The sequence below is a fragment of the Planctobacterium sp. R6 genome (genome assembly GCF_055755215.1).
The window spans coordinates 177,455-196,086 of the sequence record NZ_JBVTQY010000003.1 but is presented as its reverse complement, the minus strand read 5'-3'; the positions used below and the strand labels follow the sequence as shown (position 1 = coordinate 196,086).

Genomic DNA, 18,632 nt, shown 5'->3' with positions numbered 1-18,632 from the left:
TTTGCAGAGCCGTTGCCTATTTTAACTGGTGGTTTTCAGGTAGGTGTAACCTTCAAGGCAAGCTTCGTAAAAGTCGATTAACTTTACCCCGTCCCGCGGTTTTAATTCACCATCTGAGATCTTCTTATCGATCACCCGTTTGACATCCTGAGCCATGGTCTTGGGATGGTACTGCATGATGTTAAGCACATGTTCCACCGAGGAGCCACGCACGATCTCTTCGATGTAAAAATCTTCCGGATCATCGTCATAACTAAAGATGTGAACCTCGTTAAGGCGACCAAACAAATTGTGCATATCGCCCATAACGTCCTGATAGGCGCCGGTCAGGAATAAACCAATGTAATAGTGTTCATCGGGCTTGAGCTCGTGCATTTTGATGGTAGGTGCGACGCCATCTTCACCGATGAAATTGTCAATTTTACCGTCACTGTCACAGGTAATATCGGCAATGGAACAGGTCACCGTGGGTTCTTCATTCATACGGGTAATTGGTACTACCGGTAAGATCTGATCTATCGCCCAGGTATCAGCAGCAGACTGGAACACGGAAAAGTTACCCAGATACTGAGACGCCATTTGTACTTCCAGCTCTTTTAGCTCTTCCGGAATAAACTCTTCCTGCTTCAGGCGCAGTTGAATAACCTGCATGATCTGCCAGTAGAGGGTTTCAACGGTAGCTAATTGCTCCAGATTTAATACCCCTAACTTAAACGCGTTCAGCGCCTGTTCTTTCCAGTCACCGGCATCGTTGTAAATTTCCTGGGAGTTGGGATAACGATCCAGGTTTTCCGACAGATCGCGAATGTTACTGACGATAAAGTGTTCTTTTGGATCGCAGGCCAATACCGACTGACTACCTGTTGGCTTAATTTCGCTGACAATTTCGGTCACAACACAACTGTGATGGGCGGTTAAGGCTCTGCCACTTTCACTGACCAGATTCGGATGAGGTACGCCTTCTGCGTCGCAGATCTCCTGCATCCCGTAAACAATATCACCCACATATTCTTTGATGCTGTAATTGCGGGAGGACTCGTTAGTGGAAGCACTGCCATCGTAGTCAATGCCCAGACCGCCGCCGACATCGACAAATTCCAGATTGGCTCCCAGGTGGCGCAATTCTGCATAAATACGGGCGCCTTCGGTTACGGCGTCTTTGATGGCACGGATATCGGTTAACTGGCTACCAATATGGAAATGCAATAGTTTCAGGCGATCATCCAGACCCTGATCTTTCAGATAGCGAACCGCCGTCACCAGTTCAGACGTGGATAAGCCAAACTTGGCTCTGTCACCGGCTGAGCCTGCCCATTTACCGCGACCGCGCACCGACATCTTGGCCCGCAGACCAATCTCCGGAGTGATTTTTAGCTCTTTCGCCAGTTTAGCAATGGTGTACAACTCACTGAATTTTTCGACGACGATGATGATGCGGCGACCCATTAACAGGCCCATAAAGGCCAGACGCATAAACTCTTCATCTTTATAACCATTTAAAATGGTCAGCGCGCCTGGATTGGTGTTGTAAGCCAGTACCGTTAACAGTTCGGCTTTTGAGCCTGCTTCCAGACCAAACTGGAAGGGTTCACCGGCGTCCACTACCTCTTCCACCACTTCCCGCATCTGATTAACTTTTACCGGATAAACTCCCATGTAATGGCCCTGATATTCAGCATTACTGATGGTGTCGCGAAATACCTGATTCAGTTTCGCTACCTGAGCCCGCAAAATGTCATGGAAGCGCACAACCACCGGAAATTGGACGCCTTCTGCGCGGATTTCGTCGATAACGGATTTGAAGTCGATGCGTAAGCTTTCATTGTTTTGTGACGGTGTTATTTTAAGATTGCCGTTTTCGCCTATCTCAAAATAACCCGCGCCCCATCGCTTTACACGATAAAGCTCCTCCGCATCTTCAATGGTCCAGTTGTTCAAATTCTTGATCTCTCAATGTGAAAGTGCCCCGTTGTGGAGCACCTCATAAATTTGTTGCCAGTATAGTTTTGTTGTTGCCTAAATCCAACATCAGGGAACGAGTCTTTTTGCAATATCCTGCAATAACCACTGCACCCGCTCATGATCGTCAGATTGCACTACCAGGCTGTTGTAACCATCGGTGCTGTAGCGATACCTGATTTCCTGCTCGTGAAAACTGTGTGTATCCACTGGTTGTGGCCCCTGAGGGCAGGCGATCAGACCGGCGTAGTCGTACCGCAGCGCTGGCAGGCTGTAGTGTTCATTGTGAAAATCTGCCAGTTCCATTTTAGCTGCCTCCTGCCAAATCCGGATATTGGAAGCGCATTCTATAGTGCGTTCGATATTGCCGCCGGCCACTCTGGCTGAGGTCTCTAAAAAGCGAAACTGGCCGTCTTCACCTTTGATAAATTCACTGTGACTGGGGCCATAATTGCGCCCAAAGGCTGCCAGCAATTGCCTGTTCAACTCTGTCAGTTGCCTGACATCCTCGCTGTCTCTGGGCAAAACCCGGGTGGAGAAGATGCCCTGCCCCTGCAACATGGTTAAAGGTGGTGCACCATACTGGCTTGCCTGGCTAAAGATCACTTCGTCTTTCCAGCACAGTGAATCCACGTGAAACACCTCGCCTGCGACAAACTCTTCCAATAAAAACCAGGATTGTTGATCGCCTAAGTTTTCCAGTTTTTGCCACAGATCGTCTTGCTGATAGAATTTTTCAATACCTTCGGAGCCCGCCAGTGTTCTGGGCTTTAAAATCCAGGGGGCCGGTACGGTTTCCATAAATTCATACACCTGGTGATGATTCATTATGCCGGTGAAGCGGGGTTGTGGGATTTGCTGTGCGGCCGCGGCACTGCGCATGGCCAGCTTGTCACGAAACAATCGTGCCGTGGAGTGCTGCATGCCGGGAAGCCGCGTGTGTTCCCGCAGGTCAGCGCTGTGTTCTACATCATAATCGTCCAGCGCCACTATGCGGTCGATCGGATGATGGCGCATCATATAGGCCACCGTATAGGTCAGGTCAGGCTGAATGCGCAAATCTCGCATGGTGTGAAATCTGTCGATACAGTCCCAGGGCCAGGGGTGATCCTTAAACCTTTCATTGGCGATGACGAATACTTCGCAGCCCTGGAGTTTGCACTCGCGAATAAAATCCGCGCCTTTAAATTCGCTGGCGAGGGCCAGTATCGTTGGCGTTTGCTTCATAGTTCAGGCTCGCTCAGATCCCGTATTCATGGCAATGTCATTTGCTATTGATCGGGTTTTTAAGGTAGAAAGTAAATAGTTAGACGAATCAAAATAATAAGATCCAAACCGACATTCACAAGCAGTGCGTGTTGCACTTTATAGCAAAACTGCGTAGCAAAGCACTACACGCTCTAAGCATATAGTGGCATATAGCAGAAAGCGACAGATATTATTTCGGCCTTTAAATGCACTTCAATTCAGTAATTCTTGTAATTTAATTACAAAATGAGGTAAGTTTAGGGGCTTTCTGTGGTCAAAAACCACAAAAACTGTAATTTTATTAAATCCGGAGAGCCTATGTCAGACGCTATGGAAAACCAGCTAAGAGATACTGTTCGCCAACTCGGCAGTACTTTAGGTACCACCATTAAAGATCAGTTGGGTGAAGAATGGTTGCAACGCATCGAAACGATTCGAAAGTCTGGGCGCAAGTCAAATCAGGGTGATCAGGAAGCCACTCAGCAATTACAGGCCTTGTTTTCCGAACTGGAAAATGAGCAACTGTTGACCATTGCCAGAGCGTTTACCCAGTTTTTGAACCTGGCCAATATTGTCGAGCAGGAACACAACAGCAACGCACACATTGAAGATCCAATGGAAAAGCTATTGGCGCGTTTGCAGGACATGGATTTTTCTCAGGAATCGTTTGCTGAAACCCTGGCAAAACTGGATATCGATCTGGTATTGACTGCTCACCCGACAGAAGTGTATCGCCGTACTTTTATCCATAAATATTCTGAACTCACCCAATGTGTTAAACAGCTCAGAGATGACAACCTCAGTGCAGTGCAACGCAAGTCGGTAGAATTGCGTATCGCCGATCTCATTACTCAGGCCTGGCACTCAGAAGAAGTTCGGGCAGTAAGGCCCACACCAGTTGATGAAGCACAATGGGGCTTCGCCGTTATTGAAAACTCACTGTGGGAAGCGGTGCCGGATTTCATTCGGGAACTGGATGGCAAACTGGCTGCTCAGTTTGGTCAGCGATTACCGCTGGATGCCACACCGGTACATTTCAGCTCCTGGATGGGCGGAGATCGCGACGGTAATCCCAATGTTACCGCTAAAGTCACCCAAAAAGTCTTATTGTTAGCCAGAAAGCGCGCAGCGCGATTATTTGCTGATGACATAGAGCGTCTGGTGGTGGAGTTATCCATGACCGACTGTGACGATTACATCCGGGGTATTGTCGGAGAAGAAGCGTTAGAGCCGTATCGCGCGCTGTTGCGCCCGGTTTGGGACCAACTAATCCTCACCCGTGACGGCATTGCCAGTCATCTGGATGGTTTCCCGGTGGATCAGGAAGACTGGATCCAGTCTGATGAAGAGATATTAGCACCACTGATGGCCTGTTATAACTCGTTACACGCCTGTGGCATGAGTAATGTGGCTGACAGTCTGTTGCTGGATACCATTCGTCGTGCCCATTGTTTCGGTGTGCATCTGTTGCGCCTGGATGTGCGGCAGGACTCAGAGCGCCATGCCAATGTGTTTGGCGAGCTGACCCGTCATCTGGGGATTGGTGATTACAACCAGTGGACAGAAGCTGACAAACAGGCTTTTTTACTGCATGAATTAAACTCCAAGCGTCCGCTTTTTCCCACCAACTGGCAACCCAGTGACGAGGTGAAAGAGGTGATTGATACCTGCAAGGTGATTGCCCAGAACAATCGCGAAGCCTTTGGTATTTATATTATTTCTATGGCCAGCCTGCCTTCAGATGTGATGGCGGTGCAGTTACTGCTGCAGGAAATGAATGTCAGCTGGCCGATGCCGGTGGCGCCGCTGTTTGAAACCCTGGACGACCTGAACAACGCACCAAAAGTCATGACCGACCTGCTGGCTATTGACTGGTATCGCGGTTATATCAAAGGCCAGCAATATGTCATGATTGGTTATTCTGACTCGGCAAAAGACGCCGGGGCGCTGGCCGCAGGGTGGGCGCAGTATGAATCCCAGGAAGCGTTAGTGGCAATTGCGGCGAAAAGCGATATCAAACTAACCTTATTCCATGGCCGGGGCGGTACTATTGGTCGTGGTGGCTTACCGGCTCATTCAGCAATACTATCGCAGCCTCCCGGTTCACTGGATGGCGGCTTCCGGGTGACGGAGCAGGGCGAAACGATTCGCTATAAATTTGGTATGCCGGCACTGGCCAAGCGCAGCCTGAATTTATATGCCAGTGCCATACTGGAAGCCTTTATTCTGCCACCGCCTGCACCTAAGCCAGAGTGGCGTCAGGCCATTATCGATATGGCTGCCGATGCCCGTGACAACTACCGTAAAGTGGTGCGTCATGATCCGGATTTTGTGCCTTACTTTCGCGTTGCGACACCGGAGCAGGAGTTGGGCAAATTACCACTGGGTAGCCGTCCTGCCAAGCGTAAACCCACCGGCGGAATTGAAAGCTTGCGGGCCATTCCCTGGATCTTCGCCTGGGCGCAAACCCGTATGGTGTTGCCGTCCTGGCTAGGGGTTATGCCTGCAGTGCAAAGCGCGCTGGATAAAGGGCAGGGAGAATTACTTCAGGATATGTTAGCCAGCTGGCCGTTTTTCCGTTCGCGATTATCCATGCTGGATATGGTGTTCTACAAGGCGGATACCAGAGTCGGGCAGGCGTACGATGAAAAACTGGTACCTCAGGAGCTGCGCCACTTTGGTGAAAAACTCAGAACCGAACTGACCCAGAGCATCGAGTTACTATTAACCCTGTTGCAACAGCAAGAAGTGATGGAGTCCGATCCCAAAGGCAAACAGTCTATGTCTATTCGGGCGGATTACCTGCAGCCTCTGCACTATTTGCAGATGGAGTTGTTACAGCGCATCCGGGCGTTAGGTGATACCACCGAAGACCGCACGCTGGAAAAGGCCATGATGGTGACCATTACCGGGATTGCAGTGGGGATGCGCAACACAGGTTAGTGTTAACGTGATATCAGAAACAAAAAAAGAGTCGCAATCGCGACTCTTCTTGTTTTATTAATTAGTTCTTTGCTCTCAGCTTTTCCCAGACTTTGCGGGGAAACTGAAACTGTGCTTCCAGTTGCGGTTGCGCTTCTTTTAGCTTAGACAGCTTAGGCTGACACTGATAATGCTCCAGAAGCTCTTTCGTCAATGCCTCCCTGGTGGCTGGACGATTGGTATCAGGGCTTGTCATTTTTCGAACTCTTATAATTATTTAATCGTACGAATCATGTCATTTTACTGATGTTACATATCATTTTGTGGTCTGATAAACACCGGGCAGACCAACAACAACCACTTAATACTCAGCATTACCACCCGGCTTCAGTGAACTGAAGCCTAACCTTAGGTCAGCAAAATTACCGTTCGTTTTTTACGCGGGTAACTCTGACAGATAATTGACGGGAAGACAACTCATTTTTGACGCTCCGGAATCTATCGCTGCCTGAGCAACAGCGGTTGCTACACGGCGACACAGGCGGGTATCCATTGGCTTCGGAATAATATACTCCTTGCCAAATTCCAGATGATTGACATGAGCAGCCGCCAACACTTCGTGGGGGACATCTTCTTTAGCCAGTGCTCTTATCGCTTCCACCGCGGCTACTTTCATTTCATCATTGATAACCGTAGCTCTGACATCCAGTGCACCGCGGAAGATAAAGGGAAAGCACAATACGTTGTTGACCTGATTGGGGTAATCAGAACGGCCGGTGGCGATAATTAAATCGTCTCGTTCCGCCATGGCCAGTTCGGGTTTAATTTCCGGGTCGGGGTTAGCGCAGGCAAAAATGACCGGATTGGGGGCCATTTTGCGCAGGGCTTCAACACTTAACAGGTTGGCACCGGATACACCTAAAAAGGCATCTGCCCCTTCAATCGCATCTTCCAGCGTGCGTTTGTCGGTTTCATTGGCAAACTTTTGCTTGTGAGGTTGCAGGTTGTCACGCTCACTGTGGATAACGCCCTTACTGTCCAACATAAAAATGTTGTGTCGTTGCGCCCCACATTTAACCAGCATATCCATACAGGCTACGGCGGCAGCACCTGCCCCTAAACAGACAATTTTGGCATCAGACAGATTTTTACCCTGGATTTCTAACGCATTCATCATACCGGCGGCAGTAACGATGGCTGTACCGTGCTGATCATCGTGGAAAACTGGTATATCACAGCGTTCAATCAGGGCCTGTTCAATCTCAAAACACTCGGGGGCTTTGATATCTTCCAGGTTAATACCGCCAAACGAGATGGAAATATTGGCGACGGTATCGATAAATTCCTGTACCGTATCGTGCTGCACTTCAATATCGATGGAGTCAATACCGGCAAAGCGTTTAAACAGCAGCGCTTTACCTTCCATTACCGGTTTGGACGCCAGTGGCCCGAGATTCCCTAAACCTAAAATGGCACTGCCATTGGATATTACTGCGACCAGGTTGCCTTTAATGGTGTATTTATAGGCGTTCTCAGGATCGGCTGCAATTTCTTTCACTGGTTCTGCTACACCCGGGCTGTACGCCAGTGCCAGATGTTCAACAGTTTCAGCTTGCGTTGTTAATTCAACGCTGATTTTTCCGGGTTTAGGAAAGGCGTGATAATCCAGCGCCTTTTGACGTAATTCAGACATAAAGATGTAGGGCCTCAGTAAGTAGTGGGTTATGTCGTCGTCGGTACTTGAAAAATTCTGTTTTAGAGTGTGCTCTAATTACTTATAGTTATAAATATGCGCTGGGCGCTTTGTTTTTATTATTACGCACCAGACTCAAGATTGCTATAACAATTCTTTTTGTAACGGCAACTGTAACATAACAGGCGCACTTACAGCTATGCATAAATTGGCTAGTCGGAGCAGGGGTGGAAGTTTGAGCACTGACTCTGTGAGCGGTTTTAGAGATACAAAAAACCCGGCGTCAGCCGGGTTTTGAGCGATAAATCGGTAAGGGGCAATCTTATTTTTTGCCCAGTACTGAAAAGCGCTTTTTAAAGCGGTCAACACGACCACCAGTATCAACGATTTTTTGCTTACCTGTGTAGAACGGGTGACAAGCTGAACATACGTCCAGAGCCAGATCGTTTTTCAGAGTAGTACGGATCTTGAAGCTGTTACCACAAGAGCAGTTTGCGTTGACTTCGTTGTATTCCGGGTGAATACCTTGTTGCATGGGGCACCTCAATATTAAGGCCGTATCGCTAACCAACCCGAAGCTGGCCACCATACGATGTTAATTACAAAAATTCTTTCTCATTTTGCCCTTGAGGCAAAGAGGCGCGCATATTAATGTATCGTCTTTCGGGGATCAAGCGAAAATGCCTAAAAATTGAGCGTCAGCCCCACAAAAGCCAGATTCTTTACAGATTTATCCAAAACTCATGAGCCAATTGTTTGCAGAAGTAGCTCTGTCGATCCCTAAACGACAGGCCTTCGACTATCTGATACCCGAAAGCCTGCAGGGCACAACGTTGATCGGTAAGCGGGTCAGAGTGCCTTATGGTCATGGCGAAAAGATTGGCATTGTAATTAACAGCAAGTCAGAGTCACAGTGGCAGGCCAATAAGCTGAAAGAGCTTGCCCAGGTGCTTGATGAGCAGCCCGTGTTAAAGCCAGACATGATGGCCTTGTTAAATTGGGCGGCCGGTTATTATTGTTATCCCATCGGTGATGTGTTGCTCACGGCTATCCCTGCCAAACTGCGCAAGGGAGAGCCGAATAGCCGGGCAACAGAAAAGTTCTGGCGCATTAAACCCGACCTAACACAGGAACAGTGGCAAAGTCTGAGCAAGGCACCAAAGCAACAGGCGTTACTGCAGTTATTGAAAGAACAGCCAGTCCGGGAAGCGGAGTTATTACAACAGTTTAACAAGCCGATTTTGTCAGCCCTGTATAAGCAAATGCTGATTGAATATGAAGAGCGGGAAGTTAAACAGGACCTGAGTTGGACCAAATCCTTACAGGTGAACGCCCGACCTTTTGCGTCCACCGAGCAGGCACTGGCCATCAGCGCCATAAACAGCCACAAGGACTTTCAGCCCTTTTTAATCGAAGGGGTTACCGGCAGTGGAAAAACCGAAGTTTATCTGCAAATCATTGAGAACCAACTGCAACAACAGCGTCAGGTGATTGTGCTGGTACCGGAAATCAGCCTGACGCCACAAACCCTGGCGCGCTTTCAACAGCGTTTTGGTGTCCAGATAGGTGTCTGGCATTCGGGATTGACCGATAACGAACGACTGGCGGTCTGGCAAAAAGCCGGGGATGGCGAGCTGGGTATCATTATTGGCACCCGCTCTGCGGTATTTCTACCGCTAAAGTGGCCGGGCATGATAGTGATAGATGAAGAGCACGACAGTTCCTTTAAACAACAGGATGGCTTTCGCTATCACGCCAGGGATCTGGCACTGATGCGCGCCCGACGGCTCAATATTCCGGTGGTGATGGGCTCAGCCACGCCGTCACTGGAAACCTTAAACAATGCACTGACTTCCAGATATCGACACCTGCATCTGAGGGATAAGGTAGTCAAAGGCAGTCGGGTGATACAACAACTGCTGGATATCAGAGAGCAGCATCTGGATGCCGGGCTAAGCCCCTATCTGGTGGAGCGTATCTATGCCCATTTAAGACAACAGCAACAGGTGATGATTTTTATTAATCGTCGTGGCTATTCTCCGGCCATCATGTGTAACGATTGTGGTTATGTAGAAACCTGTCAGCATTGTGATAAGCCTTACACCTTCCACAAATCTACTCAGCAATTGCACTGTCATCATTGTGGTTCGGTGCGTAAACGCCAGTATAGCTGCCAGTCTTGCGGCAGTCACAATTTGTCTGCCGATGGGGTGGGAACAGAGCAATTAGAGGAAGCCCTGGCCCGCATTTTTCCGGAATACCAGGTGGCGAGAATTGACAGCGACACCATGGCCAGTAAACGCGCGCTTAATCAGACATTGGAGGATATCAACCAGCGTAAATACCAGATTCTGGTGGGCACCCAGATACTGGCAAAGGGGCATCACTTTGCACATTTGTCTATGGTGGCGATACTGGACGTGGATGCGGCATTGTACAGTGCCGATTTCAGGGCTACGGAACAACTGGCTCAGTTGGTAACGCAGGTGGCTGGCCGCACCGGCAGGGCAGGTAAAGAAGGCGAAATGTGGCTGCAAACCTGTCACCCTGACAATGGCTTGTTGCTGGATCTGTTGCACAATGGCTATGGGCATTTTGCCCGAACCACCTTAAAAGAGCGACAGGCAGCGCAACTACCGCCCTTTGAATTTCAGATACTGCTCAAGGCCGAGGCCATTAAACTGTCAGACTGTCAGCAGTTTTTATTACAGGTGGCGAAAATGTTCCATATGGAACAGTCACTTAATGAACCAGCCTTAAAAGTCATAGGACCCTTTCCGTCATTAATGGAAAAACGCCAGGGCCGCTACCGGGTGCAATTGTTATTATCCCATCTGCAACGCTTGCCATTGCACCGCGCTGTGAATAAATATATGGCGAATATAGAAGGGCTTGCAACAAAACAGAAAGTACGCTGGTCTGTGGATGTGGATCCCACTGATTTTTATTAGTTTTTTAATATTCCTGCGAAACGCGCAAAGAATTTAACTTTGAAGTGGTTTCCACCATAGTTCAGACACGGTAAGATCTGCCGCGCGCTAAATATCACAACACAACTATAAAATTAATTTATGGCACCAAAAGATTACGTCGCCAGGGACAGAGTTCCTCCAAAGAAAGGCACAGGAGCGGCTGCAAAAAAGCGGCCCAACAACAAATCATCCGGCAATTCCGGCAGAAGCCGGGGCAATCAATCCGCCCAAAAACCGGTGGAATCACAGGGACAGGCTACGCCCTGGTTAAGAATCGTGTTTACCCTGGCGGTGATCATCGGCTTTGGGGTGTTTCTGTGGAGTATTAAAGATGCATCCGAATCAAACAAGCCGGTTGCCCAAAAACAGGAAACCGTGAAAAAAACAGAGGATAGTTTGCCCGAAGCACCAAAGGAAGAATGGGAGTTTATGAAAACCCTGACGGATCCTGATTACGAAATTGAAGTAGAAAAACCGGATACCAGTCAAACATCCGATACCACTTATGTACTTCAATGTGGCTCGTTCAGACAAAAAGACCAGGCTGAAAGTATGCGCGCCCGTATCGCATTTCAGGGGCTGGAATCCAATATCAAAGAAAGTAATGGTAACAACGGTCGTTGGTTCAGAGTGGTGATGGGGCCTTACGATCGCAAGCGCATGGCGGAAAAAGATCGCCACACCCTGCAACGTGCCGGATTTACCACGTGTCGCATCTGGTAAAGGTATTTTTTACATCTCTGGGGGGCTATAGGTACACTTTTTTCGGAACCGAAGTCTAACTCAGTCATTATCATTTGATTGAAATCATTGGCGGGGCGCCGACTGCGCCTTCAGGTGACCTGGCTGCACTTCGAACAAATACTTGCTTTATCTCTAAATGAGCATCCATGTTCTCGCCCCGGCAAACATGCCAGTAAAGCAAGCAACCCAAGTGTTGCGCCAGACATTCACTTACAACTTGTGAAATCGTCAGCGACGCAAAAACCTTGAAATCACACTAATCACCCCCACAAATTGCTCATAGTCTGAAAGTGCGCACTATGGCGCCAAATTAAGCAGGAACAAAAATGACAACGATAGTGTCTGTCCGCCGCGGAAATCAGGTGGTAATGGCTGGCGATGGTCAGGTTTCATTGGGCAATACCGTGATGAAGGGTAATGCCAAAAAAGTCCGTCGTTTGTATCACGACAAAGTTTTAGCCGGATTTGCCGGTGGCACCGCGGATGCTTTTACCTTGTTTGAGCGTTTTGAGTCAAAACTGGAAAAGCATCAGGGGCATTTAACCAAAGCCGCTGTAGAGTTGGCTAAAGACTGGCGAACTGATCGCATGTTACGTCGACTGGAAGCGCTGCTTGCGGTGGCTGATGAAACCGCCTCCCTTATCATTACCGGCAACGGTGACGTGATTCAGCCGGAAATGGATCTGATCGCGATAGGTTCCGGTGGCAATTACGCTCAGGCGTCTGCGACCGCTTTGCTGGAAAATACTGAACTGTCCGCCAAAGATATTGCCGAAAAGAGTTTATTTATCGCCGGAAGTATTTGCGTCTTCACCAATCACAGCCAAACTGTGGAAACACTGGATTACTAATCAGGATCAAGCATGTCTGAAATGACCCCTCGTGAAATCGTCCATGAGTTGGACAACCATATTATTGGTCAACAAAATGCCAAGCGTGCGGTAGCTATTGCACTGCGCAATCGCTGGCGTCGCATGCAGTTGGATACTGAATTGCGTCAGGAAGTGACCCCTAAAAACATTCTGATGATAGGCCCCACCGGTGTGGGTAAAACCGAAATCGCCCGACGTCTTGCCAAACTGGCCAATGCCCCGTTTATCAAAGTGGAAGCCACTAAATTTACCGAAGTGGGTTATGTGGGTAAAGAAGTGGAGTCCATCATTCGGGATCTGGCGGATATTGCCGTCAAGATGACCAAAGAACAGGAGCTGGCCAAAGTGCGTTATCGCGCCGAGGAATCCGCGGAAGAACGTATTCTGGATGCCTTGTTGCCGCCGGCGGAAAATGTCTGGGGTGAAAAAGAACAGACCGAAGACAAGGGTTCCCGTCAGGTGTTCCGCAAAAAACTGCGGGAAGGACAACTGGACGACAAAGAAATCGAAATTGATGTTGCGCTACCGCAGGTTGGCGTTGAAATCATGGCACCGCCAGGCATGGAAGAAATGACCAATCAGCTTCAGGGTATGTTCCAGAACCTTTCTGGTACCCAAAAGAAAAAGAAGAAGCTGAAAGTTAAAGACGCGCTGAAATTGCTGGTGGAAGAAGAAGCCGCCAAACTGGTGAATCAGGAAGAACTGAAAGAAAAAGCGCTGGAAGCCGTAGAGCAAAATGGCATTGTGTTTATTGATGAAATCGACAAAATCTGCAAGCGGGAAAATGTCAGCAGCGCCGATGTCTCCCGTGAAGGTGTGCAGCGTGACCTGTTGCCTTTAGTGGAAGGTTCAACCGTTAGCACCAAACACGGTATGGTCAAAACTGACCACATACTATTTATTGCCTCTGGCGCTTTCCAGATGGCGAAACCCAGTGACTTGATCCCGGAATTGCAGGGCCGTTTACCTATCCGCGTGGAACTGTCGGCCTTAACAACCGACGACTTCAAACGCATTCTCACTGAGCCCAGCGCTTCGTTAACCGAGCAGTATCAAGCCCTGATGGCCACCGAAGGCGTCAATTTATCCTTCTCTGAAGACGGTATTGATCGCATTGCCCACGCCGCCTGGCAGGTGAACGAAACCACCGAAAACATCGGTGCCCGTCGGCTGCACACGGTACTGGAACGTCTGATGGAAGATATCTCTTATGACGCCTCAGAAATGGACGGTGAACAGGTCATCATCGATGCAAAATACGTGAATGAGCATCTCGAATCCCTGGTAGAAAATGAAGATCTGAGTCGCTTTATTTTATAACTCAACTCTGATGTTAAAAGAAGCCCGCTGTCATTGCGGGCTTTGTTGTTTTTGCGACAACACAAATGTGTCTCCAATGTAGCAACGCATCCTTTTTTACCCGAAATCTGACGCTCAGAGTTTATTTATACCCGTAATTCCCGGTGTTATTTTTATTCATTCTTATAAATAAACTTATTTTTAAACGCTAAGCCCCTGATTTTATTGCTTTGTTAACAAGCCATTATGATTTTTGTTAAAGCCTTCCTGTCTTAACCGAAACCGGCAAAGTAGTTGTTGTGAATTGACGCTGATTTCTGTGTCTCAGGCACAGAAATAATAACAACAACAGACCCTAATACAGGAACCCTATCCATGTTGACAAAACTCTCTCTGATTTCCGCCGCTGTAATGGCGGCAACCTCTGCCCTGGCCGATGATATTTACATTTCTGAATATATCGAAGGCAGCAGTTATAACAAAGCTATCGAATTGCATAATCCTTCCGGCGCCGCCGTTGATCTCTCGGCCTACAGCCTGGATTTTTACTTTAATGGCAACACCTCGGTGGGATACAGCATCGCACTGGAAGGTTCTCTGGCTTCTGATGCTGCCTATGTGGTGGCTCATGGCAGTGCCGCTCAGGCAATTTTAGATAAAGCCAATCAACTGAAAAGTGGTAGTTGGTTTAATGGTGACGATGCAGTGGTACTGAGTAAAGAGGGTGTCGTGGTTGATGCTATCGGACAGGTGGGCGTTGATCCGGGGTCCAGTTGGGACAGCAATGGTGCCAGCACTAAAGATAAAACCTTACGGCGTATCAGTGGCATTGTCAGCGGTGACGGTGATGCGTTTGATGCGTTCTACCCTGATGTTGAATGGCAGGTTTTTGATAAAGACAGTTTTGATGATCTGGGCAGTCATGGCGGAAATGACGGTGGTAGCGACGGAGACAACGGCGACAATAACGTCGATTTAGGACTTTGCTCAGAGGCCGCCACCCTGATCAGTGCAGTGCAGGGAACCGCTGCCGAGAGTCCGTTAAAAGGCACTAGTGTGGTAGTGGAAGCCATAGTGGTGGCGGATTTACAGCAAAATAATCAGCTTAATGGCTATTTTATTCAGGAAGAAGATAGCGATACCGACAATGATGCTGCCAGTTCTGAAGGGGTGTTTGTGTACGACAGTACTACCGAGGTCAATGTGGGTGACAAAGTTCGCCTGGTGGCTGAAGTTCAGGAATACTATGGGGCAACGCAATTGGGTAACGTGGCCGCCGCAGAAGTGTGTGGCACAGGCTTTAGCGTTACCGCTGCCAGTATCAGCCTGCCGGTGGCAAATAACGAGGCATTGGAAAGTGTAGAAGGTATGTTGGTGAACATACCACAGACCTTAACGGTGGCCGATAACTACAGCCTCAGCCGTTACGGTGAAATCGTGGTGTCATCAGGGCGGTTGTACAACCCGACTCAGATTGCCTTACCTGGTGACGCGGCCAATGCCGTTGCCGCAGCTAACGCCTTAAATCAAATCACCATTGATGACGGCAGTACGCAACAAAACCCTGATGCGGTTCCCTATCCTGCTCCGGAGCTAAGCGCTGCCAATACCCTGCGCGCAGGCACCGAAATTCAGGGGGTTACGGGGGTCATTACTTATGGCTTCAGCAAATACCGGATTCATCCTACACAATCGTTGAATTTTGTAGACGCCAATCCCAGAACGGTTGCGCCTGAATATAGCTATGAGGGCGAATTGCGGGTGGCCAGTTATAACGTATTAAACTACTTCAATGGCGATGGTCAGGGTGCCGGATTCCCTACTTCTCGTGGTGCCGATTCAATGGAAGAGTTTGTGCGTCAGCGGGATAAAACCATCGCAGCCATTCTGACCATGGATGCGCATATCGTCGGCCTGTTGGAAGTGGAAAACGATGGCTTTGGCGAATTTAGCGCCATTCAGGATCTGGTCAATGGCCTGAATGATAATGCCACTGAAGGTGAGTGGGATTTTGTGAATTTTAATGCGGATAATATCGGAACTGATCAAATTACGTCTGCAATCATTTATCGCAAAGACATGGTGGCAGAAGTAGGCACCGCTGCCCATACTACCGCTGTGCCTTTTGATTATGGCAACCGCGCACCGGTGGCTCAGACCTTTAAAGACCTGTCCAACAACGATGAGTTAACCTTTGTGGTGACTCACCTGCGCTCTAAAGGCAGTTGTAGCAGCGCCGAAGGTGACGATCAGGACTTAGGCGACGGTCAGGGTTGCTGGAATGCCACCCGTGTGTTGGCCGCCAATGAGTTAATGTCCTGGCTGACCACTAACCCCACCGGAATAGCCGAGTCAGACATCATGATTCTGGGTGACATGAATGCCTATGGCATGGAAGATCCCATCACCACCTTTAAAGGTCATGGCTTAACGGATTTAAAAACAGCGTACCTGGGCAGCTATAATCACTCCTATATTTATCAGGGCGAGTCAGGCAGTCTGGATCACGCATTTGCATCAGCCAGCCTGAGCAACAAGATAAAAAGCGTAACGGATTGGCATATCAATGCGGATGAACCCATCGCCTTAGATTACAACACCGAGTACAAGTCAGCCTATCAGCAGGCCAATCTGTATGCCCCTGACGCGTACCGCGCCTCGGATCACGATCCGGTGATCATCGAAATTGATACCTATCAGGAGTCTGAGCTGGAGTGGGCAAATTTATCCGGCAAACGCGGATGGCGTACCTATCAATTTGAGTTGCCAGAAGACGCAAAATACCTGGAAGTGACCACCAGTGGCGGTCAGGGTGAACTGTCATTGTGGCTGAATCACGATAAAAAGCCCAACAAACGCCGTTATCAGTGTCGTTCAGATGATCAGGGCACCGCACAGCGCTGCGTCATTGAGTCACCAGAATCCGGCAAATGGTACATCCGACTGCGCGGCGAAAAACGCTATTCTGGTGTGTCTATGAAAGTCTATAGCCACAACTAACGGCTACTTTTTTTGCCGTATAAATGAAAGCCGGATTACCTGACGTGATCCGGCTTTTTTGTGATGCTGTGTTGCTACTCACTTGATTTTCTGGGTCTCCAGGGTTCAATAGGTTGCATAAAATAACGCCACCAAACGTACTTCCAGGGAATTAAAACCAGTAATATCGCAATTCCGATAATTGAAGCTTTTGCATTGACGATGCCCGGTATCTCCTGGCCAGCCAGCCATGGCGGAAGGGCAACGACAGATAACCAGACAAGCTTCCAGGCGATTTCATAGAGCATAACAGGCAGAAATGCTAAAGGGCGAAACACGCCACCGATCGCCAAGATGGCAAGGGTAAACAACATTGAATGCCCAAGTCCCCGCCAGTTAGTCCATTCAGACGCTCCCTCTAAAATATAATTCAGCTGCTTTGAACCCAGCACCATTACCATGGCAGCAAAAATGATTCTAAGCCCCCATGTTTTCCATAGTGGCACGGGTGGAGCACTGCTGGTTATTGCTTCATTCTCGTTCATATTACTTCTCCTTTTGAGACTCTTATTGATTGCTGCTTCGGTATTAAGTGCGACGCTCAGGATGCCTGCTTTTAGTCTTTCAGCGCATCTTCTCAGGTCGCACTGATAGCCCTGTTTACACAGAGCCTTCAGGCTTTTTGGGATAGTGGTTTTTGATTGTCCAAAACCATCCCTCGTTTTCTGAGTTCGCAGCAATGCTGCCATGGGTAAGGGCTTCAGGAGCATCGAATTTGAAAATCGATACACGAAAAACACAAAAATAAGAAAAATTTCGAAAATGAACACAGTTCACGTACTATCAATGTTGGCAAAAGAGAGAGCAAAAATTGGAACTAAACTGGGACTTGCTGAAATTGGCTCAACTATGCATAGTTTTGCTGAGTCTGACGCTGGCTATCATTCATTTTCGTCGAAGAGAAACGCATATTTTACATGTTGCTTTTGCCGTTTTTTGTGCCTCATCGTCAATGTATATTGCCGGTAAATTATTAGACGACTATTGGTCCCCTTATCACCATTTGCTCGGTACTTTGGGCTTTGCCACTTGTAGCGGCTATTGGCTGTTTGCGCGGGCGTTTTTTCGAAAAGCTAATCCTATAAATCGCCATCACCTGCTTTTCGTCGGTTTTCTTGGGGCATGTCTTATATTGCGACACCTTTTAAGGTTTACGGAAAAAATGTGGCTTGTTAGCACTGACTGGATCCCTGTATTGACAACCATTTTATCCGAAACCATTGCGTTGTTATCTTCAGGTATGCTCATTCTCGCGTTTTGGGAGGGATATCGAGGGCTGCAGAGTGCCAGAGCGCTGCAACGTAAAATAATTATTATTTACCTGGCTTCACTTGTTATCTCTATTATTAGTGTAATGTTGATTGCCACAGTACTGCCCAAAGATGTATTGGCTGGTGCAGGTCGAGACTGGCTCGTTGTTTTCGCTTACCTGTTGATACTGATCAACACTCATGGCCTGATTGAATTTCGTCAACATCAGCTTGAAATAAAATATAAAGTCGTTGATTCAACCGTTCATGAAGAAAATACACTCGCACAACAGCTCCGAGAGTTATTGATTGAAGAAAAACGCTTTTTGGATTCGAATTTACGGGTCGTAGATATTGCTCGTGAACTGGACGTTCCTGAATATCGGATCCGAGCCATTATGCTCAATCATTTTAATGCCAAAAACTTTAATCACTACGTTAATCAGTTGCGCATTGAATATGCAAAAACCTTATTGCAAGCACCTGATAAACTGGACTGGCCGGTGCTTGTTGTGGGGATTGAAAGTGGCTTTGCATCTGCCGCTCCATTTACGCGGGCGTTCAAAGAGTTTGCCGGTTGCACTCCAGGGCAGTATCGCAAGCAACAACTGGCAAACGAATAGCTCTGGATAAC

The 18,632-nt window shown here is 48.3% G+C and carries 13 protein-coding genes; 7 read left to right on the top strand and 6 right to left on the bottom strand.

Going from position 1 to position 18,632, the window contains the following annotated elements; translation table 11 throughout:
• Window positions 1-21 precede the first annotated feature (21 nt).
• Window positions 22-1,947 carry a biosynthetic arginine decarboxylase gene (gene speA, locus AC0J20_RS03730; protein WP_473020695.1) on the bottom strand — a complete coding sequence of 642 codons (1,926 nt, stop codon included), beginning with the start codon at window positions 1,945-1,947 and terminating at the stop codon, window positions 22-24.
• 81 nt (window positions 1,948-2,028) lie between these two features.
• Complete coding sequence (locus AC0J20_RS03725) at window positions 2,029-3,186, bottom strand: ATP-grasp domain-containing protein (protein WP_473020662.1); 1,158 nt, start codon at window positions 3,184-3,186, stop codon at window positions 2,029-2,031.
• A gap of 339 nt (window positions 3,187-3,525) precedes the next feature.
• On the opposite strand from AC0J20_RS03725, the gene ppc reads away from it, so the two are divergent.
• Entirely contained in the window at window positions 3,526-6,150 is a 2,625-nt protein-coding gene (gene ppc / locus AC0J20_RS03720) for a phosphoenolpyruvate carboxylase (protein ID WP_229530413.1), read from the top strand.
• A 61-nt stretch (window positions 6,151-6,211) separates the two neighbouring features.
• Here ppc and AC0J20_RS03715 read toward each other — a convergent pair whose 3' ends face one another.
• From AC0J20_RS03715 to rpmE, 3 genes are all read right to left on the bottom strand, one after another.
• Complete coding sequence (locus tag AC0J20_RS03715) at window positions 6,212-6,385, bottom strand: hypothetical protein (RefSeq protein WP_229530412.1); 174 nt, start codon at window positions 6,383-6,385, stop codon at window positions 6,212-6,214.
• 180 nt (window positions 6,386-6,565) lie between these two features.
• Window positions 6,566-7,822, bottom strand: coding sequence for a malic enzyme-like NAD(P)-binding protein (locus tag AC0J20_RS03710; protein WP_229530411.1), 1,257 nt, complete (start codon window positions 7,820-7,822; stop codon window positions 6,566-6,568).
• A gap of 322 nt (window positions 7,823-8,144) precedes the next feature.
• A complete protein-coding gene (gene rpmE / locus AC0J20_RS03705) occupies window positions 8,145-8,357 on the bottom strand; it encodes a 50S ribosomal protein L31 (RefSeq protein ID WP_229530410.1) in 213 nt (70 codons plus the stop codon).
• A gap of 208 nt (window positions 8,358-8,565) precedes the next feature.
• Here rpmE and priA point away from each other — a divergent pair, with 208 nt between their 5' ends.
• The 5 genes from priA (at window position 8,566) to AC0J20_RS03680 (ending at window position 16,709) form a co-directional block, all read left to right on the top strand.
• On the top strand, window positions 8,566-10,773 hold the full coding sequence (gene priA / locus AC0J20_RS03700) for a primosomal protein N' (RefSeq protein ID WP_473020661.1): 2,208 nt from the start codon (window positions 8,566-8,568) through the stop codon (window positions 10,771-10,773).
• 120 nt (window positions 10,774-10,893) lie between these two features.
• Window positions 10,894-11,517, top strand: coding sequence for an SPOR domain-containing protein (locus tag AC0J20_RS03695; protein ID WP_473020660.1), 624 nt, complete (start codon window positions 10,894-10,896; stop codon window positions 11,515-11,517).
• Between the two features lie 347 nt (window positions 11,518-11,864).
• On the top strand, window positions 11,865-12,389 hold the full coding sequence (gene hslV, locus AC0J20_RS03690) for an ATP-dependent protease subunit HslV (RefSeq protein ID WP_229530406.1): 525 nt from the start codon (window positions 11,865-11,867) through the stop codon (window positions 12,387-12,389).
• A gap of 12 nt (window positions 12,390-12,401) precedes the next feature.
• Window positions 12,402-13,730 (top strand): HslU--HslV peptidase ATPase subunit, encoded by a 1,329-nt coding sequence (gene hslU / locus AC0J20_RS03685; RefSeq protein ID WP_229530405.1) that lies wholly within the window; start codon window positions 12,402-12,404, stop codon window positions 13,728-13,730.
• 354 nt (window positions 13,731-14,084) lie between these two features.
• Window positions 14,085-16,709, top strand: a complete 2,625-nt coding sequence (locus tag AC0J20_RS03680; RefSeq protein WP_473020659.1) for an ExeM/NucH family extracellular endonuclease — start codon at window positions 14,085-14,087, stop codon at window positions 16,707-16,709.
• 74 nt (window positions 16,710-16,783) lie between these two features.
• On the opposite strand, the gene AC0J20_RS03675 is transcribed toward AC0J20_RS03680, so the two are convergent.
• Window positions 16,784-17,437: a hypothetical protein gene (locus AC0J20_RS03675; RefSeq protein ID WP_473020658.1), complete on the bottom strand. Its 654-nt coding sequence runs from the start codon at window positions 17,435-17,437 to the stop codon at window positions 16,784-16,786.
• A 506-nt stretch (window positions 17,438-17,943) separates the two neighbouring features.
• Between AC0J20_RS03675 and AC0J20_RS03670 the strand changes: the two genes are divergently transcribed.
• Window positions 17,944-18,621 (top strand): helix-turn-helix domain-containing protein, encoded by a 678-nt coding sequence (locus AC0J20_RS03670; protein WP_377307111.1) that lies wholly within the window; start codon window positions 17,944-17,946, stop codon window positions 18,619-18,621.
• Window positions 18,622-18,632 lie beyond the last annotated feature (11 nt).

What these genes read in the sequence shown, in the direction of transcription:
- AC0J20_RS03680 (WP_473020659.1), top strand. Translation starts at nt 14,085, where the DNA reads ATGTTGACAAAACTCTCTCTGATTTCCGCCGCTGTAATGGCGGCAACC.
- hslU (WP_229530405.1), top strand. Translation starts at nt 12,402, where the DNA reads ATGTCTGAAATGACCCCTCGTGAAATCGTCCATGAGTTGGACAACCAT.
- AC0J20_RS03710 (WP_229530411.1), bottom strand. Translation starts at nt 7,822, where the DNA reads ATGTCTGAATTACGTCAAAAGGCGCTGGATTATCACGCCTTTCCTAAA.
- AC0J20_RS03695 (WP_473020660.1), top strand. Translation starts at nt 10,894, where the DNA reads ATGGCACCAAAAGATTACGTCGCCAGGGACAGAGTTCCTCCAAAGAAA.
- AC0J20_RS03725 (WP_473020662.1), bottom strand. Translation starts at nt 3,186, where the DNA reads ATGAAGCAAACGCCAACGATACTGGCCCTCGCCAGCGAATTTAAAGGC.
- hslV (WP_229530406.1), top strand. Translation starts at nt 11,865, where the DNA reads ATGACAACGATAGTGTCTGTCCGCCGCGGAAATCAGGTGGTAATGGCT.
- priA (WP_473020661.1), top strand. Translation starts at nt 8,566, where the DNA reads ATGAGCCAATTGTTTGCAGAAGTAGCTCTGTCGATCCCTAAACGACAG.
- AC0J20_RS03715 (WP_229530412.1), bottom strand. Translation starts at nt 6,385, where the DNA reads ATGACAAGCCCTGATACCAATCGTCCAGCCACCAGGGAGGCATTGACG.
- AC0J20_RS03675 (WP_473020658.1), bottom strand. Translation starts at nt 17,437, where the DNA reads ATGGCAGCATTGCTGCGAACTCAGAAAACGAGGGATGGTTTTGGACAA.
- ppc (WP_229530413.1), top strand. Translation starts at nt 3,526, where the DNA reads ATGTCAGACGCTATGGAAAACCAGCTAAGAGATACTGTTCGCCAACTC.
- rpmE (WP_229530410.1), bottom strand. Translation starts at nt 8,357, where the DNA reads ATGCAACAAGGTATTCACCCGGAATACAACGAAGTCAACGCAAACTGC.